The sequence below is a fragment of the Oliverpabstia intestinalis genome (genome assembly GCF_009696065.1).
Taxonomy (GTDB): domain Bacteria; phylum Bacillota; class Clostridia; order Lachnospirales; family Lachnospiraceae; genus Oliverpabstia; species Oliverpabstia intestinalis.
Genome location: NZ_VUMS01000017.1, coordinates 21,790 through 40,983, shown reverse-complemented (window position 1 = coordinate 40,983; position 19,194 = coordinate 21,790). Strand labels below are relative to the sequence as shown.

General features: G+C 45.9%; 16 protein-coding genes, 1 pseudogene and 1 riboswitch. Of the genes and pseudogenes, 3 read left to right on the top strand and 14 right to left on the bottom strand.

The window, feature by feature from the left end; translation table 11 throughout:
- Positions 1–77: 77 nt before the first annotated feature.
- The 3 genes from FYJ57_RS10170 to FYJ57_RS10160 all read right to left on the bottom strand — a co-directional run bounded on the left by FYJ57_RS10170 (position 78) and on the right by FYJ57_RS10160 (position 3,731).
- Positions 78–851 carry a GTP pyrophosphokinase gene (locus FYJ57_RS10170; RefSeq protein WP_154432550.1) on the bottom strand — a complete coding sequence of 258 codons (774 nt, stop codon included), beginning with the start codon at positions 849–851 and terminating at the stop codon, positions 78–80.
- Positions 838–1,005, bottom strand: coding sequence for a hypothetical protein (locus FYJ57_RS10165; protein WP_154432549.1), 168 nt, complete (start codon positions 1,003–1,005; stop codon positions 838–840). Before FYJ57_RS10165 ends, FYJ57_RS10170 begins: the two co-directional genes overlap by 14 nt.
- A gap of 137 nt (positions 1,006–1,142) precedes the next feature.
- On the bottom strand, positions 1,143–3,731 hold the full coding sequence (locus FYJ57_RS10160) for a glycoside hydrolase family 3 protein (protein ID WP_154432548.1): 2,589 nt from the start codon (positions 3,729–3,731) through the stop codon (positions 1,143–1,145).
- Between the two features lie 286 nt (positions 3,732–4,017).
- Between FYJ57_RS10160 and FYJ57_RS10155 the strand changes: the two genes are divergently transcribed.
- Positions 4,018–4,845 carry an AraC family transcriptional regulator gene (locus FYJ57_RS10155; protein WP_154432547.1) on the top strand — a complete coding sequence of 276 codons (828 nt, stop codon included), beginning with the start codon at positions 4,018–4,020 and terminating at the stop codon, positions 4,843–4,845.
- Here FYJ57_RS10155 and FYJ57_RS16295 read toward each other — a convergent pair.
- Positions 4,763–4,936 (bottom strand): annotated as a pseudogene (locus tag FYJ57_RS16295) (DUF6783 domain-containing protein); the annotation flags it as partial. The gene FYJ57_RS10155 and the pseudogene FYJ57_RS16295 sit on opposite strands and share 83 nt — an antisense overlap.
- Between FYJ57_RS16295 and FYJ57_RS16290 the strand changes: the two are divergent.
- Positions 4,874–5,023 carry a DUF6783 domain-containing protein gene (locus FYJ57_RS16290; RefSeq protein ID WP_328597467.1) on the top strand — a complete coding sequence of 50 codons (150 nt, stop codon included), beginning with the start codon at positions 4,874–4,876 and terminating at the stop codon, positions 5,021–5,023. The pseudogene FYJ57_RS16295 and the gene FYJ57_RS16290 overlap by 63 nt on opposite strands.
- Before the next feature lie 66 nt (positions 5,024–5,089).
- On the opposite strand, the gene queA is transcribed toward FYJ57_RS16290, so the two are convergent.
- The 7 genes from queA to FYJ57_RS10120 all read right to left on the bottom strand — a co-directional run bounded on the left by queA (position 5,090) and on the right by FYJ57_RS10120 (position 13,898).
- Entirely contained in the window at positions 5,090–6,115 is a 1,026-nt protein-coding gene (gene queA / locus FYJ57_RS10150) for a tRNA preQ1(34) S-adenosylmethionine ribosyltransferase-isomerase QueA (RefSeq protein ID WP_154432546.1), read from the bottom strand.
- Between the two features lie 76 nt (positions 6,116–6,191).
- Positions 6,192–7,343 (bottom strand): beta-aspartyl-peptidase, encoded by a 1,152-nt coding sequence (gene iadA / locus FYJ57_RS10145; RefSeq protein WP_154432545.1) that lies wholly within the window; start codon positions 7,341–7,343, stop codon positions 6,192–6,194.
- A 154-nt stretch (positions 7,344–7,497) separates the two neighbouring features.
- Positions 7,498–9,018: a putative basic amino acid antiporter YfcC gene (gene yfcC / locus FYJ57_RS10140; protein ID WP_154432544.1), complete on the bottom strand. Its 1,521-nt coding sequence runs from the start codon at positions 9,016–9,018 to the stop codon at positions 7,498–7,500.
- Positions 9,019–9,163: 145 nt separating this feature from the next.
- On the bottom strand, positions 9,164–10,399 hold the full coding sequence (locus tag FYJ57_RS10135; protein WP_154432543.1) for a hypothetical protein: 1,236 nt from the start codon (positions 10,397–10,399) through the stop codon (positions 9,164–9,166).
- Entirely contained in the window at positions 10,396–11,520 is a 1,125-nt protein-coding gene (locus FYJ57_RS10130; protein WP_154432542.1) for a DUF58 domain-containing protein, read from the bottom strand. The genes FYJ57_RS10135 and FYJ57_RS10130 overlap by 4 nt, the downstream gene beginning before the upstream one ends.
- A 3-nt stretch (positions 11,521–11,523) precedes the next feature.
- Positions 11,524–12,471, bottom strand: a complete 948-nt coding sequence (locus tag FYJ57_RS10125; RefSeq protein ID WP_154432541.1) for an AAA family ATPase — start codon at positions 12,469–12,471, stop codon at positions 11,524–11,526.
- A 140-nt stretch (positions 12,472–12,611) separates the two neighbouring features.
- Positions 12,612–13,898 (bottom strand): homoserine dehydrogenase, encoded by a 1,287-nt coding sequence (locus tag FYJ57_RS10120; RefSeq protein ID WP_154432540.1) that lies wholly within the window; start codon positions 13,896–13,898, stop codon positions 12,612–12,614.
- Positions 13,899–14,093: 195 nt separating this feature from the next.
- Positions 14,094–14,204: riboswitch (TPP riboswitch) on the top strand.
- 377 nt (positions 14,205–14,581) lie between these two features.
- Between FYJ57_RS10120 and thiC the strand changes: the two genes are divergently transcribed.
- Positions 14,582–15,892, top strand: coding sequence for a phosphomethylpyrimidine synthase ThiC (gene thiC, locus FYJ57_RS10115; protein ID WP_022398772.1), 1,311 nt, complete (start codon positions 14,582–14,584; stop codon positions 15,890–15,892).
- A 164-nt stretch (positions 15,893–16,056) separates the two neighbouring features.
- Here thiC and tpiA read toward each other — a convergent pair whose 3' ends face one another.
- The 3 genes from tpiA to gap form a co-directional block, all read right to left on the bottom strand.
- Positions 16,057–16,806 (bottom strand): triose-phosphate isomerase, encoded by a 750-nt coding sequence (tpiA, locus tag FYJ57_RS10110; protein WP_106492644.1) that lies wholly within the window; start codon positions 16,804–16,806, stop codon positions 16,057–16,059.
- A 43-nt stretch (positions 16,807–16,849) separates the two neighbouring features.
- Positions 16,850–18,043 carry a phosphoglycerate kinase gene (locus FYJ57_RS10105; RefSeq protein WP_154432539.1) on the bottom strand — a complete coding sequence of 398 codons (1,194 nt, stop codon included), beginning with the start codon at positions 18,041–18,043 and terminating at the stop codon, positions 16,850–16,852.
- A gap of 107 nt (positions 18,044–18,150) precedes the next feature.
- Positions 18,151–19,170: a type I glyceraldehyde-3-phosphate dehydrogenase gene (gene gap, locus FYJ57_RS10100; RefSeq protein ID WP_022170805.1), complete on the bottom strand. Its 1,020-nt coding sequence runs from the start codon at positions 19,168–19,170 to the stop codon at positions 18,151–18,153.
- Positions 19,171–19,194: the final 24 nt, after the last annotated feature.

Sequence of the window (19,194 nt, the reverse complement as noted above, 5' to 3'; positions counted from 1 at the left end):
CGGCTGACAGCAATTTCACACGCTTTTCATAAAGTTCACGTTTTTTTCAGATTTTTCACCGGTCTGCTGCAGGAAATTTAAAAGAGTGGAAGGAAAAATCCCTTCGTTTCTTCCTCTTCTTTGTTCTCCGCGATCAGATTACGGATACTCTGCATTCGTTTATCCAGTGCCGCACTCTGTTCTGCACAGTCGTACAGTTCGTCCTGTAAGTACTTCATCTGCTCAGCTGGAATGTTCTTTTTATAACGCATCTTATGTTCCAGACTAGCCCAGAAGTCCATCGCGATCGTACGGAACTGCACTTCCACCGTCACCGGTTTTTTCTCATCCTGCAGGAAAATGGGAACCTGTACAATCAGATGGAGACTTCGGTAGCCGCTTGGTTTCGGATTCTGGATATAGTCTTTGCGCTCTAATAGCGTAATATCATCCTGTCGCAAAAAGCTGTCTGCCACTTCATAAATATCGGCCGGGAAGGAACAGATGACCCGCACACCGGCGATATCTGTGATATTTTTCTCAATGGATTCCAGTGTCATCGGAATATCTTTTCTACGGATCTTCTTTAACAGACTGTCGTAGGATTTGATTCTGCTTTTAATCCCTTCGATCGGATTTTTATCGTATTCCAGAGAATACTCTTCGTTTAACACCTTAAATTTTGTCTCGATCTCCATGATCGCACACTGATAATAGGACATCAAAAGATCAAACGGTTTCCGGTTTCTCTGCATCATATCGATGAATTCATCTGAAAGCAGGCTCTGCTTGACAAATTTATCACGTTTTTCTTCGATCAGAGTCCAGCTCTGCTTTCTTATTTCATTCAGTACTTCTTTATTTCTCATCATATCCAGTTTCCTCCGTATATAACTCCCACTCGCTAACACTCATTATATCATGATTCGCACCTGCGGTGCTTGACGCTGCTTTCGCAGCTATCATGATCGCCATTCGCCGCTCCCGATGAACATACTTCGTTTGTTCCCGCTCGCTAACGCTCATTATATCATAACGTCCTTACCTGTGGCTACTGCGAAAACAAGGATTGCCCTACAGGACGCAAAAAGTCCGCCGGAACCTACTGCCTCCGGCGAACTTTCATCACATCACAGATTACCACCCGTGATCTTATTCCATATTTATTTTACTGTCAACCATTCGCCCAGTCCGTCAAACTGATTTTCATAGCTTACGGCCTCCTCATACTGGTTGGACTGCAGGATGATATTTACGGTATTGTAGATACATCTCTTCAGTTCACGGATATCCAGTGTACCTTCCTTCAGCTCTTTGCGGATGTTTTCATGATCTTCTTCCATTCCCGGCATAACCATGTCATTGCCGGCTCTCATACAGCCTGCTGCGGTACACTCGCCCTGGATCTGTACGTTAGTGGTTGTCCAGTCGGTCATAATCGCTCCGGCAAATCCCCACTCGTCTCTTGCTGCTTTCGTACAGGTATCGTAACAGTTCGCAGCATGTACGCCGTTGATCAGGTTGTAGGATGTCATGATGGACATTGGCTGTGCATCCTTGATTGCAATCTCAAATCCTTTCAGATAGATCTCACGGAGGGTTCTCTCGGACAGGATAGAATCCGAACCCATACGGTTGTCTTCCTGGTTGTTGCATGCATAATGTTTGATCGTTGTTCCGCATCCCGGTACTTTCTGTACACCAAGTGTCATGGAGGCAGCCATCATACCGGCCAGCAGCGGATCTTCGGAATAATATTCAAAGTTTCTTCCGCACAGCGGATTTCTGTGAATGTTCATACCCGGTGCCAGCCAGAGGGTGATACCGAACAGTTCCATCTCGTGGCCGATCATTTCACCGAGTTCACGAACAAGATCCAGATTCCAGGTCTGTGCCAGAAGAGTTCCTACCGGAATCGCGGTACAGTACTGATAATAAGAAGTTCCTCTCTTCTCTTTTGATGCTGCGAAGAATCCGCCCTCCAGCGCAGACAGGAAATCGGTCGGAACGATACGGCCGTTCTCTACCTGATATTCTTTTTTCAGACGCAGGCCTGCAGGTCCGTCAGCCAGTGCGATACTTGCCACATTCCATGGTTCTTCTGCTGCCACCAGAGGTGTCTCTGCAGCAGAACCCGGTACGGAGATACCTGCTGAACCAAGCGCATTACCCTGATCTTTTCCAGGGTCTCCGGTAGCCATCTGCACCAACTGTTCCTCGGACATCTGTTCAACAATCTCTCCGGCTCTTCCCGGCAGCACTTCCGGAATCTTCTGATAATCCACTTTTTCTGTCGGAATGTCTGCTGCTTTCACTGCAACCGGCACGATTCCTTTTGCTTTCAGTTCCTCATGCCATGCCAGTTCTCTCGCCTGTACCTTTTTAGCAAATGGCATGATCTCTTTTAACTCTTCTTTTAACGGACAGATATTTTCACACTGTACCATCACTGCTTCCTGATCCAGTTCTAATGCACCACTGAGTACGGAAGTATTTAACTCATTACCAACCCAGATACCGTATTTGCTCGGTTCCAGAATCCATGCTGCCTGGTCCTCACTGTATGATGCCAGCTGGTACAGCGGGAACGTAATGGTCATCTGCTGTTCTTCTCCCGGTGCCAGCAGTTTTGTCTTGCCAAATCCTGCCAGTCTGCGGAATTCTTTCACCAGTTCTCCCTGCGGGCAGGATACGTAGATCTGTACAACCTCTTTTCCTGCATAAGTATCACCGGTATTTTTCACAGTAACTTCCACAGAAACCTTCGGATCCATGGTTCCCGGATTACTGACACTTACTTTTCCTGCTGTGATCACAAAATCGGTATAAGACATACCATAACCAAAGCCATAACGAACCGGTACCAGGAAGGTATCAAAGTAACGATATCCCACAAAGATTCCTTCCTCATATCGTTCTTTCGTCAGATCGCCACTCTTGTAGCTGTATACTTCGGCACCCGGATAATCATTGTATGTTTTCGCCCAGGTATCTGTCATCTTTCCGGACGGGGTCACCGCTCCGGTAAACACATCGGCAAATGCATTGCCGCCTTCCTGTCCGGCCTGTACATACTGTACGATGGAACGGATATTGTCAAATGTATCGGCAAACGCGAGATCCATAAGACCGCCTGTATTGATCACCAGCACCACATCTGAATAGCTCTCACATACCTGTGCCAGCAATACTCTTTCTTCTTCGGAGATAAAATAATCTCCTTCTTTATCAAAACGGTCTTTATTTTCTCCTGCGATACGTGCCATCACAAATACAGCAGTATCTGCACCGTCCGCTTTTGCTGCATCCACATCGATTTTTTCTCCACACGGCATGAAGAACGGAGTGGAAGAATAGGCCTCAAAGAACGCATTTGGATTCTCCAGCTTTTCTGCCTTTTTCAGGATCTCTGCTTTCCAGTCTTCTCTTGCCTGATCATAGATCTTCACATAAGAATCCAGCCAGCCCTCTGTAGTTACTTCGTATCCGGCATTTTTCATTCCCTGTGCGATGGTCACATAATCACGCTCATTTACATCACCCGAACCGGTACCTCCCTTGATGGTTTTGACTGCCCCCGCACCATACAGTGCAATCTTTCCACCTTTTGGAGCCGGAAGAAAATGTCCCTCATTTTTCAGAAGGACAAATCCTTCTGCTGCCGCTTTTCTTGCAAGGGCACGGTTAGCGATCTCACGCTGTGTTACCTCGTTGGATGTTGTTCCGCTGAATGTTCTAGCTTTTACTTTCATCTGTTACTTACCTCCCAATTTCCTGCGTTACTCTATCTTGTTTCCGTCACAATCTCCATGTTCTGTGACACAGACTTCTGATGTTATTATCGCTTATTTTCTGTAAATATACTAGTATCTTTTTATCTTATTTTAGGTCGATATTGATATTTTTCATATTTTTTGATATGATTTTTTCAAAGTTTTGTTTCTTATTTGATATTTTCGAATTATATATTCACTTATTACATTTTTCGGGACTTTTCTTTCTCTTTCGAAAAGTTCCCTTTTCTTAACAGGAGGTTTTATGGAATTGCAATATTATGAAACGATTCGGGAAACCGGTCATCTTCAGGTGCGCTTTGAGCCGGTACTCTCTCCCGCCGGAGTCTTCCCGGCACACTGGCATGAATATGTGGAAATTCTCTACATTAAAGATGGTGTTCTTTCTGCTATTGTACAGGCCGTGGAATATGAACTTCATACAGGCGATCTCATGATCATCAACTCCGGAGATCTTCACATGACCAGAACACCGGGCTGTCACTATCTGATTCTCCAGATCTCTGCCAGACAGCTTCGCTCTTATCTGCCGGACTTTGATCAGTTACGATTTGATACGTTGATTTCTTACACAAAAAGTAAGCAGAACGCGCAGCTCTTTTCTGCTCTTCATGCCATGGAAACTATTTTTCAGGAGCAGCCGCACCATTATGAGCTGCTGTTCACCGCAAGATTATATGAATTTTTATATATTCTCTGTCGGGATCACTGCACCACTACTGCTTCCACTGTCACAGCCGACAGTGATCGTGACCGACTGCGGATTACCCGTGTCATGCAATGGATCCGGGAACATTATCAGGAAAATCTGACACTGGATACCGCAGCCTCCCTGCTCGCAGTCTCAAGGGAATACTTTTGCAGGCTTTTTAAAAAATACACTGGTCAGACCTTCCTGGAATATCTGAACGATGTCCGCACCATTCACCTGGCTAAAGATCTCTCTGCCTGTGACGATACCATCACTTCACTGATGGAAAAACACGGTCTTACCAATTATAAGATCTTTCTCCGGACTTTTCGAAAACTCTACGGAACTTCTCCACAGAAATTTCGTAAGGGAAAGTCCTAGAGCGTGTTTGAAAAAGGCTTTTCGTGAGCTGCGAGTCCCAGTTTGTGGGAGATTTTATCCGAATGAGGGCGGCGTAGCGGGCTACGGCAACCGAATGAGGGTAAAATATACCGCAAAGTGGGGCTTGCAGATTGCGGAAATGATTTTTCAGACACGCTCTAGATCGTGTCTGAAATAACTGTATCATTCACTTGGCCGCGGAATCAAAATCACTGCTTCCCATCATCAACAGGAAAAGAAAACGTCAGCTGATAAACATGGCATCCCCAAAACTAAAAAACCTGTACCGTTCCTGTACTGCCACTTCATATGCATGCATGATTTTTTCTTTCCCTGCCAGCGCAGATACCAGCATCAGTAACGTGGACTCCGGCAGATGGAAATTTGTGATCAGGGCATCGATACATTTGAACCTGTATCCAGGATAGATGAATATCTCGGTCCAGCCGCTTGTTGCTTTTACGATTCCATCCTCTCCTGTTGCGGATTCCAGTGTACGACAGCTGGTAGTTCCCACCGCGATCACTCTGCCACCATTTTTCTTTGTGGCATTGATCAATTTTGCCTGATCTTCCTCTACAATATAGAATTCAGAATGCATATGATGTTTCTCTACATCATCCACTTTAACAGGACGGAAAGTTCCAAGACCTACATGAAGGGTGACATGCGCGATGTTCACACCCATCTCTTTTACCTGCTCCAGAAGTTCCGGTGTAAAATGTAATCCGGCAGTGGGTGCGGCCGCAGATCCTTCGTGTTTTGCATATACGGTCTGATAACGGTTCTTATCCTGTAACTTATGTGTGATATACGGCGGCAGCGGCATCTCCCCCAGCTGATCCAGAATCTCCTCAAAGATTCCTTCATAATGGAACTGGATCAGACGGTTTCCCTCATCTACCACATCGATGATCTCCCCGGTCAGTAATCCTTCTCCGAAATCGATCACGGCTCCCGGGCGGGCTTTCTTTCCCGGTTTTACCAGGCATTCCCAGATATCATTCTCTCTGCGTTTCAGCAGAAGAATCTCGATCACAGCTCCGGTCTCTTTTTTATGTCCGTACAGTCTGGCCGGGATTACTTTCGTATCATTTACCACCAGACAATCGCCCGGTTTCAGAAAATTCAGAATATGTTTAAAATCTGTATGCTCTAGTTCCCCTGTCTCTTTGTCCAGGTGCATCAGTCTGGAGGAAGAACGGTCTTCCAACGGATCCTGCGCAATCAGTTCCTGGGGAAGATCATAATAAAAATCTGCTGTTCTCATTTTCTCTAAACTCCTTTATTTTTTGCTTTTCACACTATAGCACTTTATGAAACTTCCCGCAAGTGGGGAGTTCCTGTCAGCAGATGCTTTCTCTGCATTTTCCTCTTATTATCACTTCCACGAGATCCAGTTCCTGATTCAGGATACAAAGATCCGCATCGCACCCTTCCTCAATCTTTCCCTTATCTTTCAACTGCAGAATCCGCGCCGGATTGGCCGTGATGGTGGAGATGGCAATCTCCAGAGGAATGTCTGCTTTACATACACACTCTTTTACCTCTTTCAGGAGACAACTGGACTGTCCGACGCCCATTCCAAGGAATTCTCCTCCGGCCGTATACATCGGCAGGCTTCCCTGACCATCGGAAGAAATAGTGATATGTTTCGGATCCACCCCTGCTTCCATCATCCGCCGGATCCCGTTGCATACTCTGACTTCATCACAGATAGTTTCCCAGTAATCGATATCTTCGTTGCCGGTAAAATCAACATTTCCACCATTCTTTGCATACTCAGTGGCCTTACAGAACAGTTTCTCGTTCCGGTTGATATGAGTCGGAAGAATCTGAGAGGCCGGTATCTCGGTCTCTGCCACCACGCGCTCGATCAGATCCATGCATCTCGGACTGTCCCCGAGATGCACATTGACAACACCTGCTTTTCCTGAAAGAACACCGCCCAGTCTCGTATCCGCCACCACACGAACGAATTCTTCAAACGTCGGCTGGGAAGAACGATGATCGGAAATGGCGATTTCTCCGGTTCCGATGATTTCCTGAATCATCATGATATCTTTTGTGATGCTGTCCGTCAGTGTGTGCACCGGAATCTGATAGCTTCCGGTATAACAGTAAGCTGACATTCCCTGTTCACATAACCCTTTTGTTTTTGCCACCAGTGCGCACATATCTCTTCCGATACCGTCCGTTCCAAGACATCCGACCACTGTGGTGACACCGAACTTTGTAAGCCCTTCCACCGTTGCTTCCGGTGTGCGGTTGGCAAAACCGCCCTCTCCGCCACCGCCAAGAATATGCACATGGCAGTCAATAAAACCCGGTGTCAGAATCTTTCCACTGCCGTCAATAATATCCTCCGCTGTGAGATACGGTATCTCCGGCATGCATCCTGCCTCTTCTATCTTTGCAATTTTATCTCCGATGACCAGCACATCCTTGTTTCCAAGATGTTCCGGTGCATATACATTGATATTTTTAATTAATTTCATACGTCTGTAATCCTTCCTGCAACATAAATATTAAACGCTTCCTTTCAACAAAAAGAACAAAAAGCGTGTAGTGGAAAATAATTTTCCATCTACACGCTTTATTTTACAATAGATTCCCTTTTCCTTCAATCTGTTTCCGTGAACAATACCATCATCAGAATCCGATTCCAACCGCAATCAAAATCGTGATCACAGCACCGATCATCAACACACCCAGGTATTTCCACATGAACTTGATCCAGCTGGACCACTCGATTCTGGCAATAGCCAGAGAACCGATCAGACATCCGGAAGTCGGAACGATCAGATTGGTAAATGCATCTCCCAGCTGGAAAGCAAGTACCGAAGTCTGACGGGTAACTCCCAACAGATCTGCCAGCGGAGCCATGATTGGCATCGTGACTGCTGCCTGACCGGATCCGGATACCACAAAGAAATTAAATACGGACTGAAACAGATACATCCGCACAGCTGCTGCCGCACCGGAAAGTCCTGCCAGTGCTTTGGAGATTCCATACATGATCGTATTGATCACGGTTGGAGTTGTAGGATCGGAACCGCCGAGTACCTGCATGATTCCCTGCGCCATGGCTACAACCAGAGCCGCTCCGATCAAATCTTTTGCACCATTTTTAAAAGAAGTTGCAATATCATTCATCTTCATATCGTTCAGATGGAACATCACACCGATCACACCTGCAACGATACCCATGATAAAGAACTGTGTCGCGATCTCAGGCATATAATACCCTTTTTTCATAACACCCCAGACTACCCATACAACGGTAACAGCCAGTGTAAGCAGAACCAGAATGTGTCCGATCCCGAAAGAATGACCATCATCGATACCTGTTTTCTCGTTCTGCTCACGGAAATACTGATCTGTCTTATAAGCAACCGAGATCGTCGGTGTTTTTTTCACTTTCGCTGCATAGAACATGGTCATTCCACAGCCGAGTGCAGTAAATACCACCCACATCGCCATACGGAATCCCGCACCGGAAAACACATCAATACCGGCAATTCCCTGTGCGATACCCACAGAAAACGGGTTCATCCAGGAAGTACCAAAACCAATCTGTGTTGCCACATAAGTAACCAGAACTGCAATGACCGTATCATATCCAACCGCAACAAACAGTGGACACAAAATCATGGTAAACGGAAGTGCTTCCTCTCCCATTCCAAAAACAGCCCCGCCTAGAGAAAACAGTACAAAAAGAACCGGAATCAGCAATTTTTCTGCCCCTTTTGCCTTGCGGATCAGTCCGACCAGTCCCGCTTCGATGGCTCCTGTCCGGATCATGATACCAAACGCACCACCTACTACCAGCAAAAATGCAATGATCTGAATCGCAGAATCGCTGACAATTCCATTAAACATGTAATTAAAGAAACCACTTTCGCCGTCACCACTGAATAAGGTAACCCCTTCTGTGACTGCTTTTCCCGCATCGTCTGTCAGATACTGGAAACTTCCATCTTTAATTACCGTACGGGTCTTCTCCACCCCGTTCATCATGTACGTAACATCCTGTGTTTCGTAGTAGCCCTTCGGAACAAAGAACGTAACGATCGCAGCAAGGACAACCACAAAGAAAATAATAATGTAAGTGTCCGGAACGCTAAACCCTTTGTTAAATGATTTCAGGCCTTCTCCTTTTTTCTTGCTCATACTTGAGTATCCCTCCATTTTATCTTTACATCCCATAATGGATATGCACATACGATTGTACCACAGAAGTACAAAGAAAGTAAGCCATAAAAAGAAAAAGCTGAAAGTTTACTGTACTTTCAGCTTTTTCTGCTCCACAAGAGTTTTATCGTATCCGAAGCATCTTCTCCATCTCTTCTTTTGTGCAGAATGTTTCTGCATATCGCGCTTTCTCATAAATCTGTGCAAATACTTTCGCATCGACATCCTCTAGCTCCATGTGACCTGCAGTCTGGGTTGGTGTCCAGGCACTGTCCGGGGATCCTTTCAGTTTTTCGAGAACTTTTTTCCGATAGTGCTTTCGGATCCTTCCATCTGCAGATCGATTCCAGAAAAGATGTTCTTTCTTTTTCCGGTTCAGATTTTTCTTTTTTTCAGCTGCCGGTGGTGGCAGTAATCGTTCGATCTTGTCTCCGTTTTCCTCGGTCTTTTCATTAAAACGCAGATACAATCGATACAGCGCCCGCACTCCAACAAAAACGCACACAAGCACCAGACTGATACCGATCATCCAGCCGATCAGATCCAGCAATTTGTACAACAGTTCCAAAAACCACGGAATCTCTCTGCTGGCAGTCGCCTGCATCATCTGATTCGTCTGCTCTGCTGCCATCGTTCCCTCTTGCGCCGGTGAATTCGGAATCAGATGTAGCAGCCAGCGTATCACAGTTTTTAACGCCTGACCACCCTTCCGTATCAGCTGATCAATACCCAGATAAGGAGCTGCGATCATGGCCACCGCCGTAACTGCGGAAACCAGCCATATCATCCCCTGGTTGATCTTAGCCAGCCGCCGTACCGGAAGTCTTTCCAGAGATGCATGTGTTTTTAAAAAAGAATCCACCTCTTTCAGGTTGATATGGAAATTACAGAGCAGATAATATAATGCCGCAAGAACCGGAGCAATCCGAATCGCCGTATCCGACACAAAATGCTGACCAAGAAAATACAGAACCAGAGCAATTCCAAGCCATGGATACGACGGAATCTTCAACCAACAGGTTTTCTTTGATGCCCTCCCATAAAAATAGGAAAATGCCGCAATAACTCCCAGAATTCCTGTCCAGATTCCGCAAACACCACTTCCTGCAAGCATCACAGACCCTCCGATCAGAAGCAACGTAACGATTCCGAACTGCCAGAAATGAGTTGCTTTCTTCTCTGCCAGAAACAGGCCTGCATTTAGCGGAAACAGCAGACATCCCACCAGTACAAACGGTTCGCTTCCATGCCCGGATATTACCACTGCACACGCATAGATGGCAAATAAGATCAAAAATCCATGACACAGCTCCAGAAGCATCAGTGCCGCCTGTCGTTTGGTTATCTTCAACTGCTTCATTTTGCCACCTCCCATCGAAGTGCTGTCATATTTCGGCTGTCCGGAAGTTTCCATTCCATATCCTCATATAAGGTAGCGATCCATACACCGGTTCCTCCTTCGTTCAGAAGCCTGCAGAATCCGTCATAACAGCTCTCTCTCTGATTTTTGGAAATCATCACATAGGTCCGGTTTCCCCTGTTCGCCTCTTCCCGTAGACGATCCAGGATCACTTCCATGTGTTCTGCTTTCTGATCCAGATCCAGCCGTGTCAGTCCTTCATACAACGCACGCACCTGCTGTGGTCCGGTACCCGGTTCCAGACTGAAACATGTTTTTGTCTTCAGATCTCGTCCATTGGTACGGATCCCCGCAGGAATTCCATTCTGCAACAGACGGGAAACCAGGGCTGCTGCCAGCCGGATTCCCTCTTCGTGGATCGCATCAAATTTCCAGATGGTCTCGTCTTCTACATCCAGCAAAACCACCACTTCCTGTGCAGATGTGGAATCATAGAGATTGACCATCCACTGATCCGTCCGTGCAGATACTTTCCAGTTAATCTTATGCATCGGATCTGTCGGCTGATATTCCCGGATTCCCCGAAATTCAAAAGGATCTTCATACAGATTCTTCCGGGACAGCACACTTCCCATTATTTTCTGAAAGGGGATCTCCAGCCTGGTCTCATCCACCATCCGCGGATACACATAGAAATGATCCGGCGATTCCAGTGTTTTATAGAATTTTCCATTCATCAGCGGACTTCTTGTCACCAGTTCCACCTGAGACAGTTCATAATATCCACGCCTGGAACAGTAGAATGAAATCGACCTGGTAATTTTCTGATAACTGCCTACCGAAAAGATATCTCTTTTATAACATTGATCCGAGACACTTGTATTTTCTCCGTCGGCAAACCGAAGATTCCGGTGCATCTGAAATCCCACCTGCAGCACAGGAAGAAACAGCCATTTTCTGTTATAGATGGTTTCCGTCAGTATGGCATCCCGCCCTTCCAGAGAAGGTTCTTTCTGAAATTCCACACGTGCATCCAGATGTTTTTCCCACAGATGCCCGTAGATTTTCACCAGCACAGCATTCATCACAAATGCACCGATCAGTACTACTATAATGATCATCTGCTATCTCTCCCATTCTTCTGTCGGCACGCTCACCTGTCCCAGAATCTCCTCAATCTTTGTCTGACCGGTAACTGCCCCGCCAAATCCTCTTGACAATACCAGACGATGTGCCATGACAGGACCGGCTACTGTTTTGATATCCTCCGGCACCACATAGTCTCTTCCCCGGATCCATGCATACGCCTGAGATGCCCGAAGAAGCGCCATCGTTCCACGTGGACTCACACCGGACAGAATCTCTTTGTCTTTTCTTGTCGCCTGTACCAGATCTGCCATATACTCCAGCAGAAGTTCATGTACATGAACCTTCTTTACCTGCTCCCGCGCTGCCAGAATCTGTTCTTTTTTACATACTGCCTGTAATGTTTCATACGGCTGATCCAGTATAAAACGCTTTAAAATTCCCACTTCTTCTTTCTTATCCGGCAGTCCCATCGACAGTTTCATAAAGAAACGATCCAGCTGTGCTTCCGGAAGGGGGAAAGTTCCTGTCGTTTCCAACGGGTTCTGGGTTGCAATAACAAAGAAAGGTTCTGCCAGTTTTCTTGTCACCCCGTCTACCGTCACCTGGCGTTCCTCCATACATTCCAGAAGACTTGCCTGAGTTCTCGGAGTCGCGCGGTTGATCTCATCTGCCAGAATAATATTGGCAAATACAGGACCCGGGCGAAACTGAAATTCACCTGCCTGCTGATTATAATAGTTCAGTCCAGTGATATCCGATGGCAGAAGATCCGGTGTAAACTGAATACGTCCGAAATCAACATCCAGTGATCTGGATAATGACTTCGCCAGCATCGTCTTTCCGGTTCCCGGTACATCTTCCAGAAGTACGTGTCCTCCCGCTGCCAGCGTGGTCAGTACCAGATCAATAGTCTCCTCTTTCCCGACCAGAACCTTTCCGATATTTTCTCTTAACGCCTGCACCCAGGCTCTTGACTGTTCCATGCAAAAAATCCTCCCATATAAAGTCTTCAGTCAGTATTTATCGGCATTTTGCCTGATATTTCTTCCTGTTTTTGTAACACTTTCGTCACTATTAACGAATAGTTACATTATAACTTTATATGAGAGGACTTGCAAGTTATTTATGCCACACGGATCATACCGGAAATTTCTTTCACGGTAGACATTCCTTTTGCCACTGCCAGTGCATCTTTCAGATTCTTTTCTTTCACTTCATCTGTGATCACAACGATCTCTGCATACTGGTCTTTCTTTCTTCTCTGGATAACCTGTGCCAGACTCACACCACTGTTGCCGAACACGCTGGCGATATTTGCCAGGACACCCGGACGGTCTTCCACGAACATACGGATGAAGAATTTGCTGCTGATCTCGTTCATATGTTTGATCGGAAGGTTCTTATAACAGGTACATCCGATTCTTCCACAGCAGTCATGCAGAATATTTCTTACGATATCAAAGACATCACCGACTACCGCACTCGCTGTAGGCAGTTCTCCTGCGCCACGGCCGTAGAACATCGCGTCCTGCACCGCATCTCCCTGTACAAATACGGCATTGTATGCGTCATTAACCGATGCCAGCGGATGATTCACATCGATCAGCATCGGATGGACCCTCGCCTCGATTCCTTCCGGTGTGTTTCTTGCCACACCGAGAAGTTTTATCACACAGCCCATCTCATTCGCGTACTCGATATCCGTTGCTGTGATTTTGGTGATTCCTTCGGTATATACATCATCAAAAGTCACTCTGGAATTGAAAGCTGCACTGGCAAGAATCGCCACTTTTCTTCCTGCATCCAGACCTTCCACGTCCGCTGTCGGATCACTTTCCGCATAGCCAAGATCCTGCGCCAGTTTCAGAGCATCGGCAAACTCCATACCGTTCTGGCTCATCTTGGTCAGGATAAAGTTAGTCGTACCGTTCACGATACCCATAACTTCAGAAATATGATTGCCTGCCAGACACTGTTTGATCGGGCGGATGATCGGGATTCCGCCGGCCACTGCTGCTTCATGGAGAAAATCTTTTTTGTTCTTTGCAGCGGTATCTAACAGAATGTGACCGTCCGCTGCGATCAGATCCTTATTTGCCGTCACGACATTCTTTCCTGCCTCCAGCGCTTCCAGAATATAAGTTCTCGCCGGTTCGATGCCTCCGATCAGCTCGATTACAATCTCAATCTCCGGATCGTCTACAATCTCTTTCCAGTTATTCGTAAGCAGTGACGGATCGTCTGTCTTCTGAGCCGCTTTCTCTATATTCCGAACCAGTATCTTCTTCAGTTCCACTCTGGCTCCCAGCTTTGAAACCATCTCTTCCTGCTGCATTTTTAACACTTTATATACACCACCACCTACGGTGCCAAAACCAAGCAAAGCTGCTTTAATGACTCTTTCTGCCATATCCTTTTTCTCCTTTTCTGCCACAGAGGGCAACATCACTTTTCGCCCATTTTACCACACTAAAGTGAACTTGTGAAGTGCGAAGTGTCTGCTACACTGAAATTCCTCCGAATTTTCCTGCCAGACACTACTGTTTCTGAATTTTCTCTTGCATTTTCACCTGTTCTGATACATAATAACACCAAGACAACCTTTATATTGCTGACGGGGAGCTGGTGAAAGCCGGCTGAGAGGAGACGTGATTCCGTTTCGACCCGAAAACCTGATTTGGATAATGCCAACGTAGGAAAAATATACCGGACAAAAGAAGTATACATACACACTGTTTCCTTTTTTCGTCATACAGATCACAGGATCCTTACTCAGGTAAGGGTCCTTTTTACTGCATAGTAAAAAGTCCTCCACAAGAAGCCGCCGAACTGTTCCTTCTCGCAATATATCCGTCTGTCAAAAGCGATACATCGGGGACACCACCTTGTACCGCTGTAAAAAAGACAAGATCTTATGATTTTGTTCAGCATCAGAAACCCGGAACCTGCTTTCTGATGCAGGCGTCAGCAACTACTTCTATATATTGTCCGGACGTATGGATTTTTGTTCTGCATGGATACGTCTGTGTTTTGCTGACGTCAAAAACAGATACTTTTTTATTATGTATGTGAAAAGAATGGAGGCAAAACAACATGAGAAATTACACCACTCAGATGGATGCGGCACGCAAGGGAATCATCACACCCGAAATCAGCCTTGTAGCCGAAAAGGAACATATGGATGTCAGTAAACTGATGACGCTTGTTGCCGAAGGTAAAGTAGCGATCTGCGCCAATAAAAATCACACCTGTTTAAGCGCGGAAGGTGTGGGAAGTATGCTCCGCACAAAAATCAATGTCAATCTCGGTGTTTCCCGTGACTGTAAAGACTATGATATCGAAATGAAGAAAGTAATGAGCGCTGTGGAACTCGGTGCCGAAGCCATCATGGATCTTTCCAGCCATGGAAATACCCAGCCTTTCCGCCGTAAACTGACAAGTGAATGTCCGGTTATGATCGGTACGGTTCCTGTCTATGACAGCGTCATTCATTATCAGCGTGATCTTGCAACTCTGACCGCAAAAGACTTTATAGATGTGATCCGGATGCATGCGGAGGACGGTGTGGACTTTGTCACTCTCCACTGCGGAATCACACGAAAAACCATCGAGCAGATCAAAAAGCACAAACGAAAAATGAATATCGTCAGCCGTGGAGGAAGTCTGGTTTTTGCCTGGATGAGCATGACCGGTGAGGAAAATCCATTCTATGAGTATTATGATGAAATTCTTGATATCTGCGAGGAATATGATGTGACCATTTCTTTAGGTGATGCCTGCCGGCCGGGATGTCTGGCAGATGCAACCGATGTATGCCAGATTGAAGAACTGGTTCGTCTCGGAGAACTGACAAAACGTGCATGGGATCACAATGTACAGGTTATGGTGGAAGGTCCCGGACATGTTCCTCTGGATCAGGTAGCTGCCAATATGAAAGTCCAGCAGAGCATCTGTATGGGAGCTCCTTTCTATGTACTCGGACCACTTGTCACCGATATTGCTCCCGGATATGACCATATCACCGCAGCCATCGGTGGCGCCGTTGCTGCCATGAACGGTGCTGCATTCCTTTGTTATGTAACACCAGCCGAACATCTGGCTCTTCCAAATGTAGAAGATACCAAGCAAGGAATCATTGCCTCCAAAATCGCAGCTCATGCAGCTGATATTGCCAAAGGAATCCCCGGCGCCCGTGATATAGATGATAAAATGGCAGATGCACGTCGTGTGCTCGACTGGGATGCCCAGTATGCCTGTGCTTTAGATCCGGAAACTGCCAAATCCATCCGCGCCAGCAGAATGCCGGAAGATGACCACAGCGATACCTGCAGCATGTGCGGCAAATTCTGTGCTGTCAGAAGCATGAACAAAGCCCTCGCTGGAGAGTATATTGATATTTTGTAAAATTATCACTTTTTAAATGATCTTGTATTTTTCATTTAAAAGTAATTATGATGAAATTATAAAACGCCACGAAGCGCATCGAATCTGCTGAATACCACCAGATCTTCTTGCGTTTCGTGGCGTTTTGACACGTTTCTTTATTTACTTTTTACAAATGTAAGGATTTATTTGTAGTTTACGATCTGTCCGAATTCTTCTTTGAGGGAAGCGCCTCCAACCAGTCCGCCATCGATGTCTGCCTGAGCAAACAGGTCTGCTGCTGTTTTGGAGTTTACGGATCCACCGTACTGGATACGGATCTCTGCTGCTGTAGCATCATCGTATACTTCAGCGATGCACTCACGAATCTTACCGCATACTTCCTGAGCCTGCTCAGTAGTAGCTGTTTTTCCGGTTCCGATTGCCCAGATTGGTTCGTAAGCGATAACGGCTTTCTTTGCCTGATCTGCTGTCAGACCCTGGAAGCCAATCTTAACCTGCTGACGGATGAAGTCCATGGTTACACCCTGCTCTCTCTGTTCCAGAGACTCACCACAGCACATGATAGGTGTCAGTCCATGTTCGAATGCTTTGTGCATTTTTTTGTTGATATCTTCATCTGTTTCTCCGAAGTATCCTCTTCTCTCGGAATGTCCCAGAACAACGTATTTTACGCCTGCATCTACCAGCATGTTCGGGGAGATTTCTCCGGTGTAAGCACCTTTTTCTTCGAAGTACATATTCTCAGCACCAACCTGGATGTTAGTTCCTTTTGCAGCTTCTACTACAGGAACGATGTCGATAGCAGGTACACAGAATACTACGTCTACTTCGTCATTCTTTACCAGTGGTTTCAGAGTTTCAACCAGTTTTACAGCCTCACTTGGAGTCATGTTCATTTTCCAGTTACCGGCAATAATTTTTTTTCTAGCCATGTTACGTTTCCTCTTTTCTTGTATCCTTTCCAGGATCTGATTCTTATTTATCGTTTGCTGCTGCTACACCTGGCAGTTCTTTTCCTTCCAGGAATTCCAGGGAAGCTCCACCACCGGTAGAGATGTGAGTCATCTTGTCACCAAATCCCAGGATATTAACAGCTGCTGCGGAATCACCACCACCGATGATGGTTGTAGCGTCTGTCTCAGCCAGAGCTTTTGCTACTGCTGCGGTACCGTGTGCGAAGTTCGGCATTTCGAAGCATCCCATCGGTCCGTTCCATACTACAGTCTTAGCATCTTTTACAGCGTCTGCAAACAGTTTTTCTGTTTCCGGTCCGATATCCAGACCTTCCCAGCCATCCGGAATCTGTCCACATGGAACAACCTTCATGTTGCAGTCGTTAGAGAATTCATCACCGATTCTGTTATCTACAGGCAAAAGCAGTTTTACACCTTTTTCTGCTGCTTTTTTCTTCATATCCAGAGCATACTGCAGATAGTCATCTTCACACAGGGATACACCGATGTTACCACCTTCTGCTTTTGCGAAAGTATAAGCCATACCACCGCCGATGATCAGAGTATCTACTTTATCCAGCAGGTTGTTGATTACGGAAATCTTGCTGGAAACTTTTGCTCCACCCAGGATAGCAACGAATGGTCTTTCCGGGTTGTTTACTGCATTACCAAGGAAATCGATCTCTTTCTGCATCAGATATCCAACAACAGCAGTATCTACATATTTTGTAACACCTACGTTAGAGCAGTGAGCTCTGTGAGCGGTTCCGAATGCATCGTTTACGAAAACATCACACAGGGAAGCCAGTTCTTTGGAGAATTCGTCTCCATTTTTGGTTTCTTCTGCACGATAACGGGTGTTCTCCAGAAGGATTACTTCGCCGTCTTTCATAGCTTCTACAGCTGCTTTTGCGTTTGGTCCGACAACTTCCGGATCAGCTGCAAATTTTACTTCCTGTCCCAGCAGTTCACTCAGTCTTACTGCAACCGGTGCCAGAGATAATTCTGGTTTCGGCTCTCCCTTCGGTTTGCCAAGATGAGAACACAGAATTACTTTTCCACCATCAGCAATCAGTTTTTTGATAGTAGGAAGTGCTGCTACCAGACGGTTCTCGTCTGTGATCTTTCCATCCTGCAGAGGTACGTTGAAGTCGCAACGAACCAGAACTCTTTTGCCTTTTACGTTGATATTATCAACAGATTTTTTATTAAGCATTGGCATATGCCTCCTTTTTATTATTCGCACATCTGTGCAATTACAGCCGCAGCTGTATAAAAAAGGAGCCCGGTCCAAAGAGACCGGACCCCCAATGAGCCTATGGATTATGCATTCAGCAGTTTTCCGAAGTGTTTGATTGTTCTTACCATCTGGCTTGTGTAAGAATTCTCATTGTCATACCATGAAACAACCTGTACTTCTGTTGTACCATTTTCCAGTGGCAGTACCATTGTCTGAGTAGAATCAAACAGAGAACCGAATCTCATACCAACGATATCGCTGGATACGATTTCGTCTTCGTTGTATCCGAAGGACTCGTTAGAAGCTGCTTTCATAGCTGCGTTGATCTGATCAACTGTTACGTTACCTTCAACAACTGCTGTCAGGATAGTTGTGGATCCTGTAGGAGTTGGAACACGCTGTGCAGAACCGATCAGTTTGCCGTTCAGTTCCGGGATAACCAGACCGATAGCTTTTGCAGCACCTGTGCTGTTTGGAACGATGTTAACTGCAGCTGCACGGGATCTTCTCAGATCGCCTTTTCTCTGCGGTCCGTCCAGAGTCATCTGATCTCCTGTGTAAGCGTGAATTGTGCACATGATACCGGATTTGATCGGTGCCAGGTCATTCAGAGCTTTTGCCATAGGAGCCAGGCAGTTTGTTGTACAGGAAGCTGCAGAGATGATATGATCATCTGCTGTCAGAGTTTCATGGTTTACGTTGTAAACGATTGTTTTCAGATCGTTTCCAGCCGGAGCGGAAATGATAACATGTTTAGCACCAGCATCGATATGAGCCTGAGCTTTGTCTTTGGATGTATAGAATCCAGTACACTCCAGAACTACATCTACACCGATTTCTCCCCAAGGAAGTTCAGCTGCATTAGCTTTTGCGTAGATTTTGATTTCTTTTCCATCAACAGTGATAGAATCTTCACCAGCTTTTACAGTGTCAGCCAGAGCATATTTTCCCTGTGTGGAATCATATTTCAGTAAGTGTGCTAACATTTTTGGGGAAGTCAGGTCGTTGATTGCAACGATTTCAAATCCCTCTGCTCCAAACATCTGTCTGAATGCCAGACGACCGATACGTCCAAAACCATTAATTGCTACTTTTACTGCCATGATTTTCATTCCTCCTAAAAAGTA

Excerpts from the sequence above, each read along its gene's own strand:
- iadA (WP_154432545.1), bottom strand. The coding sequence starts at position 7,343 with ATGAAATTAATTAAAAATATCAATGTATATGCACCGGAACATCTTGGA.
- FYJ57_RS10135 (WP_154432543.1), bottom strand. The coding sequence starts at position 10,399 with ATGAAGCAGTTGAAGATAACCAAACGACAGGCGGCACTGATGCTTCTG.
- thiC (WP_022398772.1), top strand. The coding sequence starts at position 14,582 with ATGAGAAATTACACCACTCAGATGGATGCGGCACGCAAGGGAATCATC.
- queA (WP_154432546.1), bottom strand. The coding sequence starts at position 6,115 with ATGAGAACAGCAGATTTTTATTATGATCTTCCCCAGGAACTGATTGCG.
- FYJ57_RS10120 (WP_154432540.1), bottom strand. The coding sequence starts at position 13,898 with ATGGCAGAAAGAGTCATTAAAGCAGCTTTGCTTGGTTTTGGCACCGTA.
- gap (WP_022170805.1), bottom strand. The coding sequence starts at position 19,170 with ATGGCAGTAAAAGTAGCAATTAATGGTTTTGGACGTATCGGTCGTCTG.
- FYJ57_RS10125 (WP_154432541.1), bottom strand. The coding sequence starts at position 12,471 with ATGGAACAGTCAAGAGCCTGGGTGCAGGCGTTAAGAGAAAATATCGGA.
- FYJ57_RS10170 (WP_154432550.1), bottom strand. The coding sequence starts at position 851 with ATGATGAGAAATAAAGAAGTACTGAATGAAATAAGAAAGCAGAGCTGG.
- FYJ57_RS10130 (WP_154432542.1), bottom strand. The coding sequence starts at position 11,520 with ATGATCATTATAGTAGTACTGATCGGTGCATTTGTGATGAATGCTGTG.
- tpiA (WP_106492644.1), bottom strand. The coding sequence starts at position 16,806 with ATGGCTAGAAAAAAAATTATTGCCGGTAACTGGAAAATGAACATGACT.
- FYJ57_RS10105 (WP_154432539.1), bottom strand. The coding sequence starts at position 18,043 with ATGCTTAATAAAAAATCTGTTGATAATATCAACGTAAAAGGCAAAAGA.
- FYJ57_RS10155 (WP_154432547.1), top strand. The coding sequence starts at position 4,018 with ATGGAATTGCAATATTATGAAACGATTCGGGAAACCGGTCATCTTCAG.
- FYJ57_RS10165 (WP_154432549.1), bottom strand. The coding sequence starts at position 1,005 with ATGAGCGTTAGCGAGCGGGAACAAACGAAGTATGTTCATCGGGAGCGG.
- FYJ57_RS10160 (WP_154432548.1), bottom strand. The coding sequence starts at position 3,731 with ATGAAAGTAAAAGCTAGAACATTCAGCGGAACAACATCCAACGAGGTA.
- yfcC (WP_154432544.1), bottom strand. The coding sequence starts at position 9,018 with ATGAGCAAGAAAAAAGGAGAAGGCCTGAAATCATTTAACAAAGGGTTT.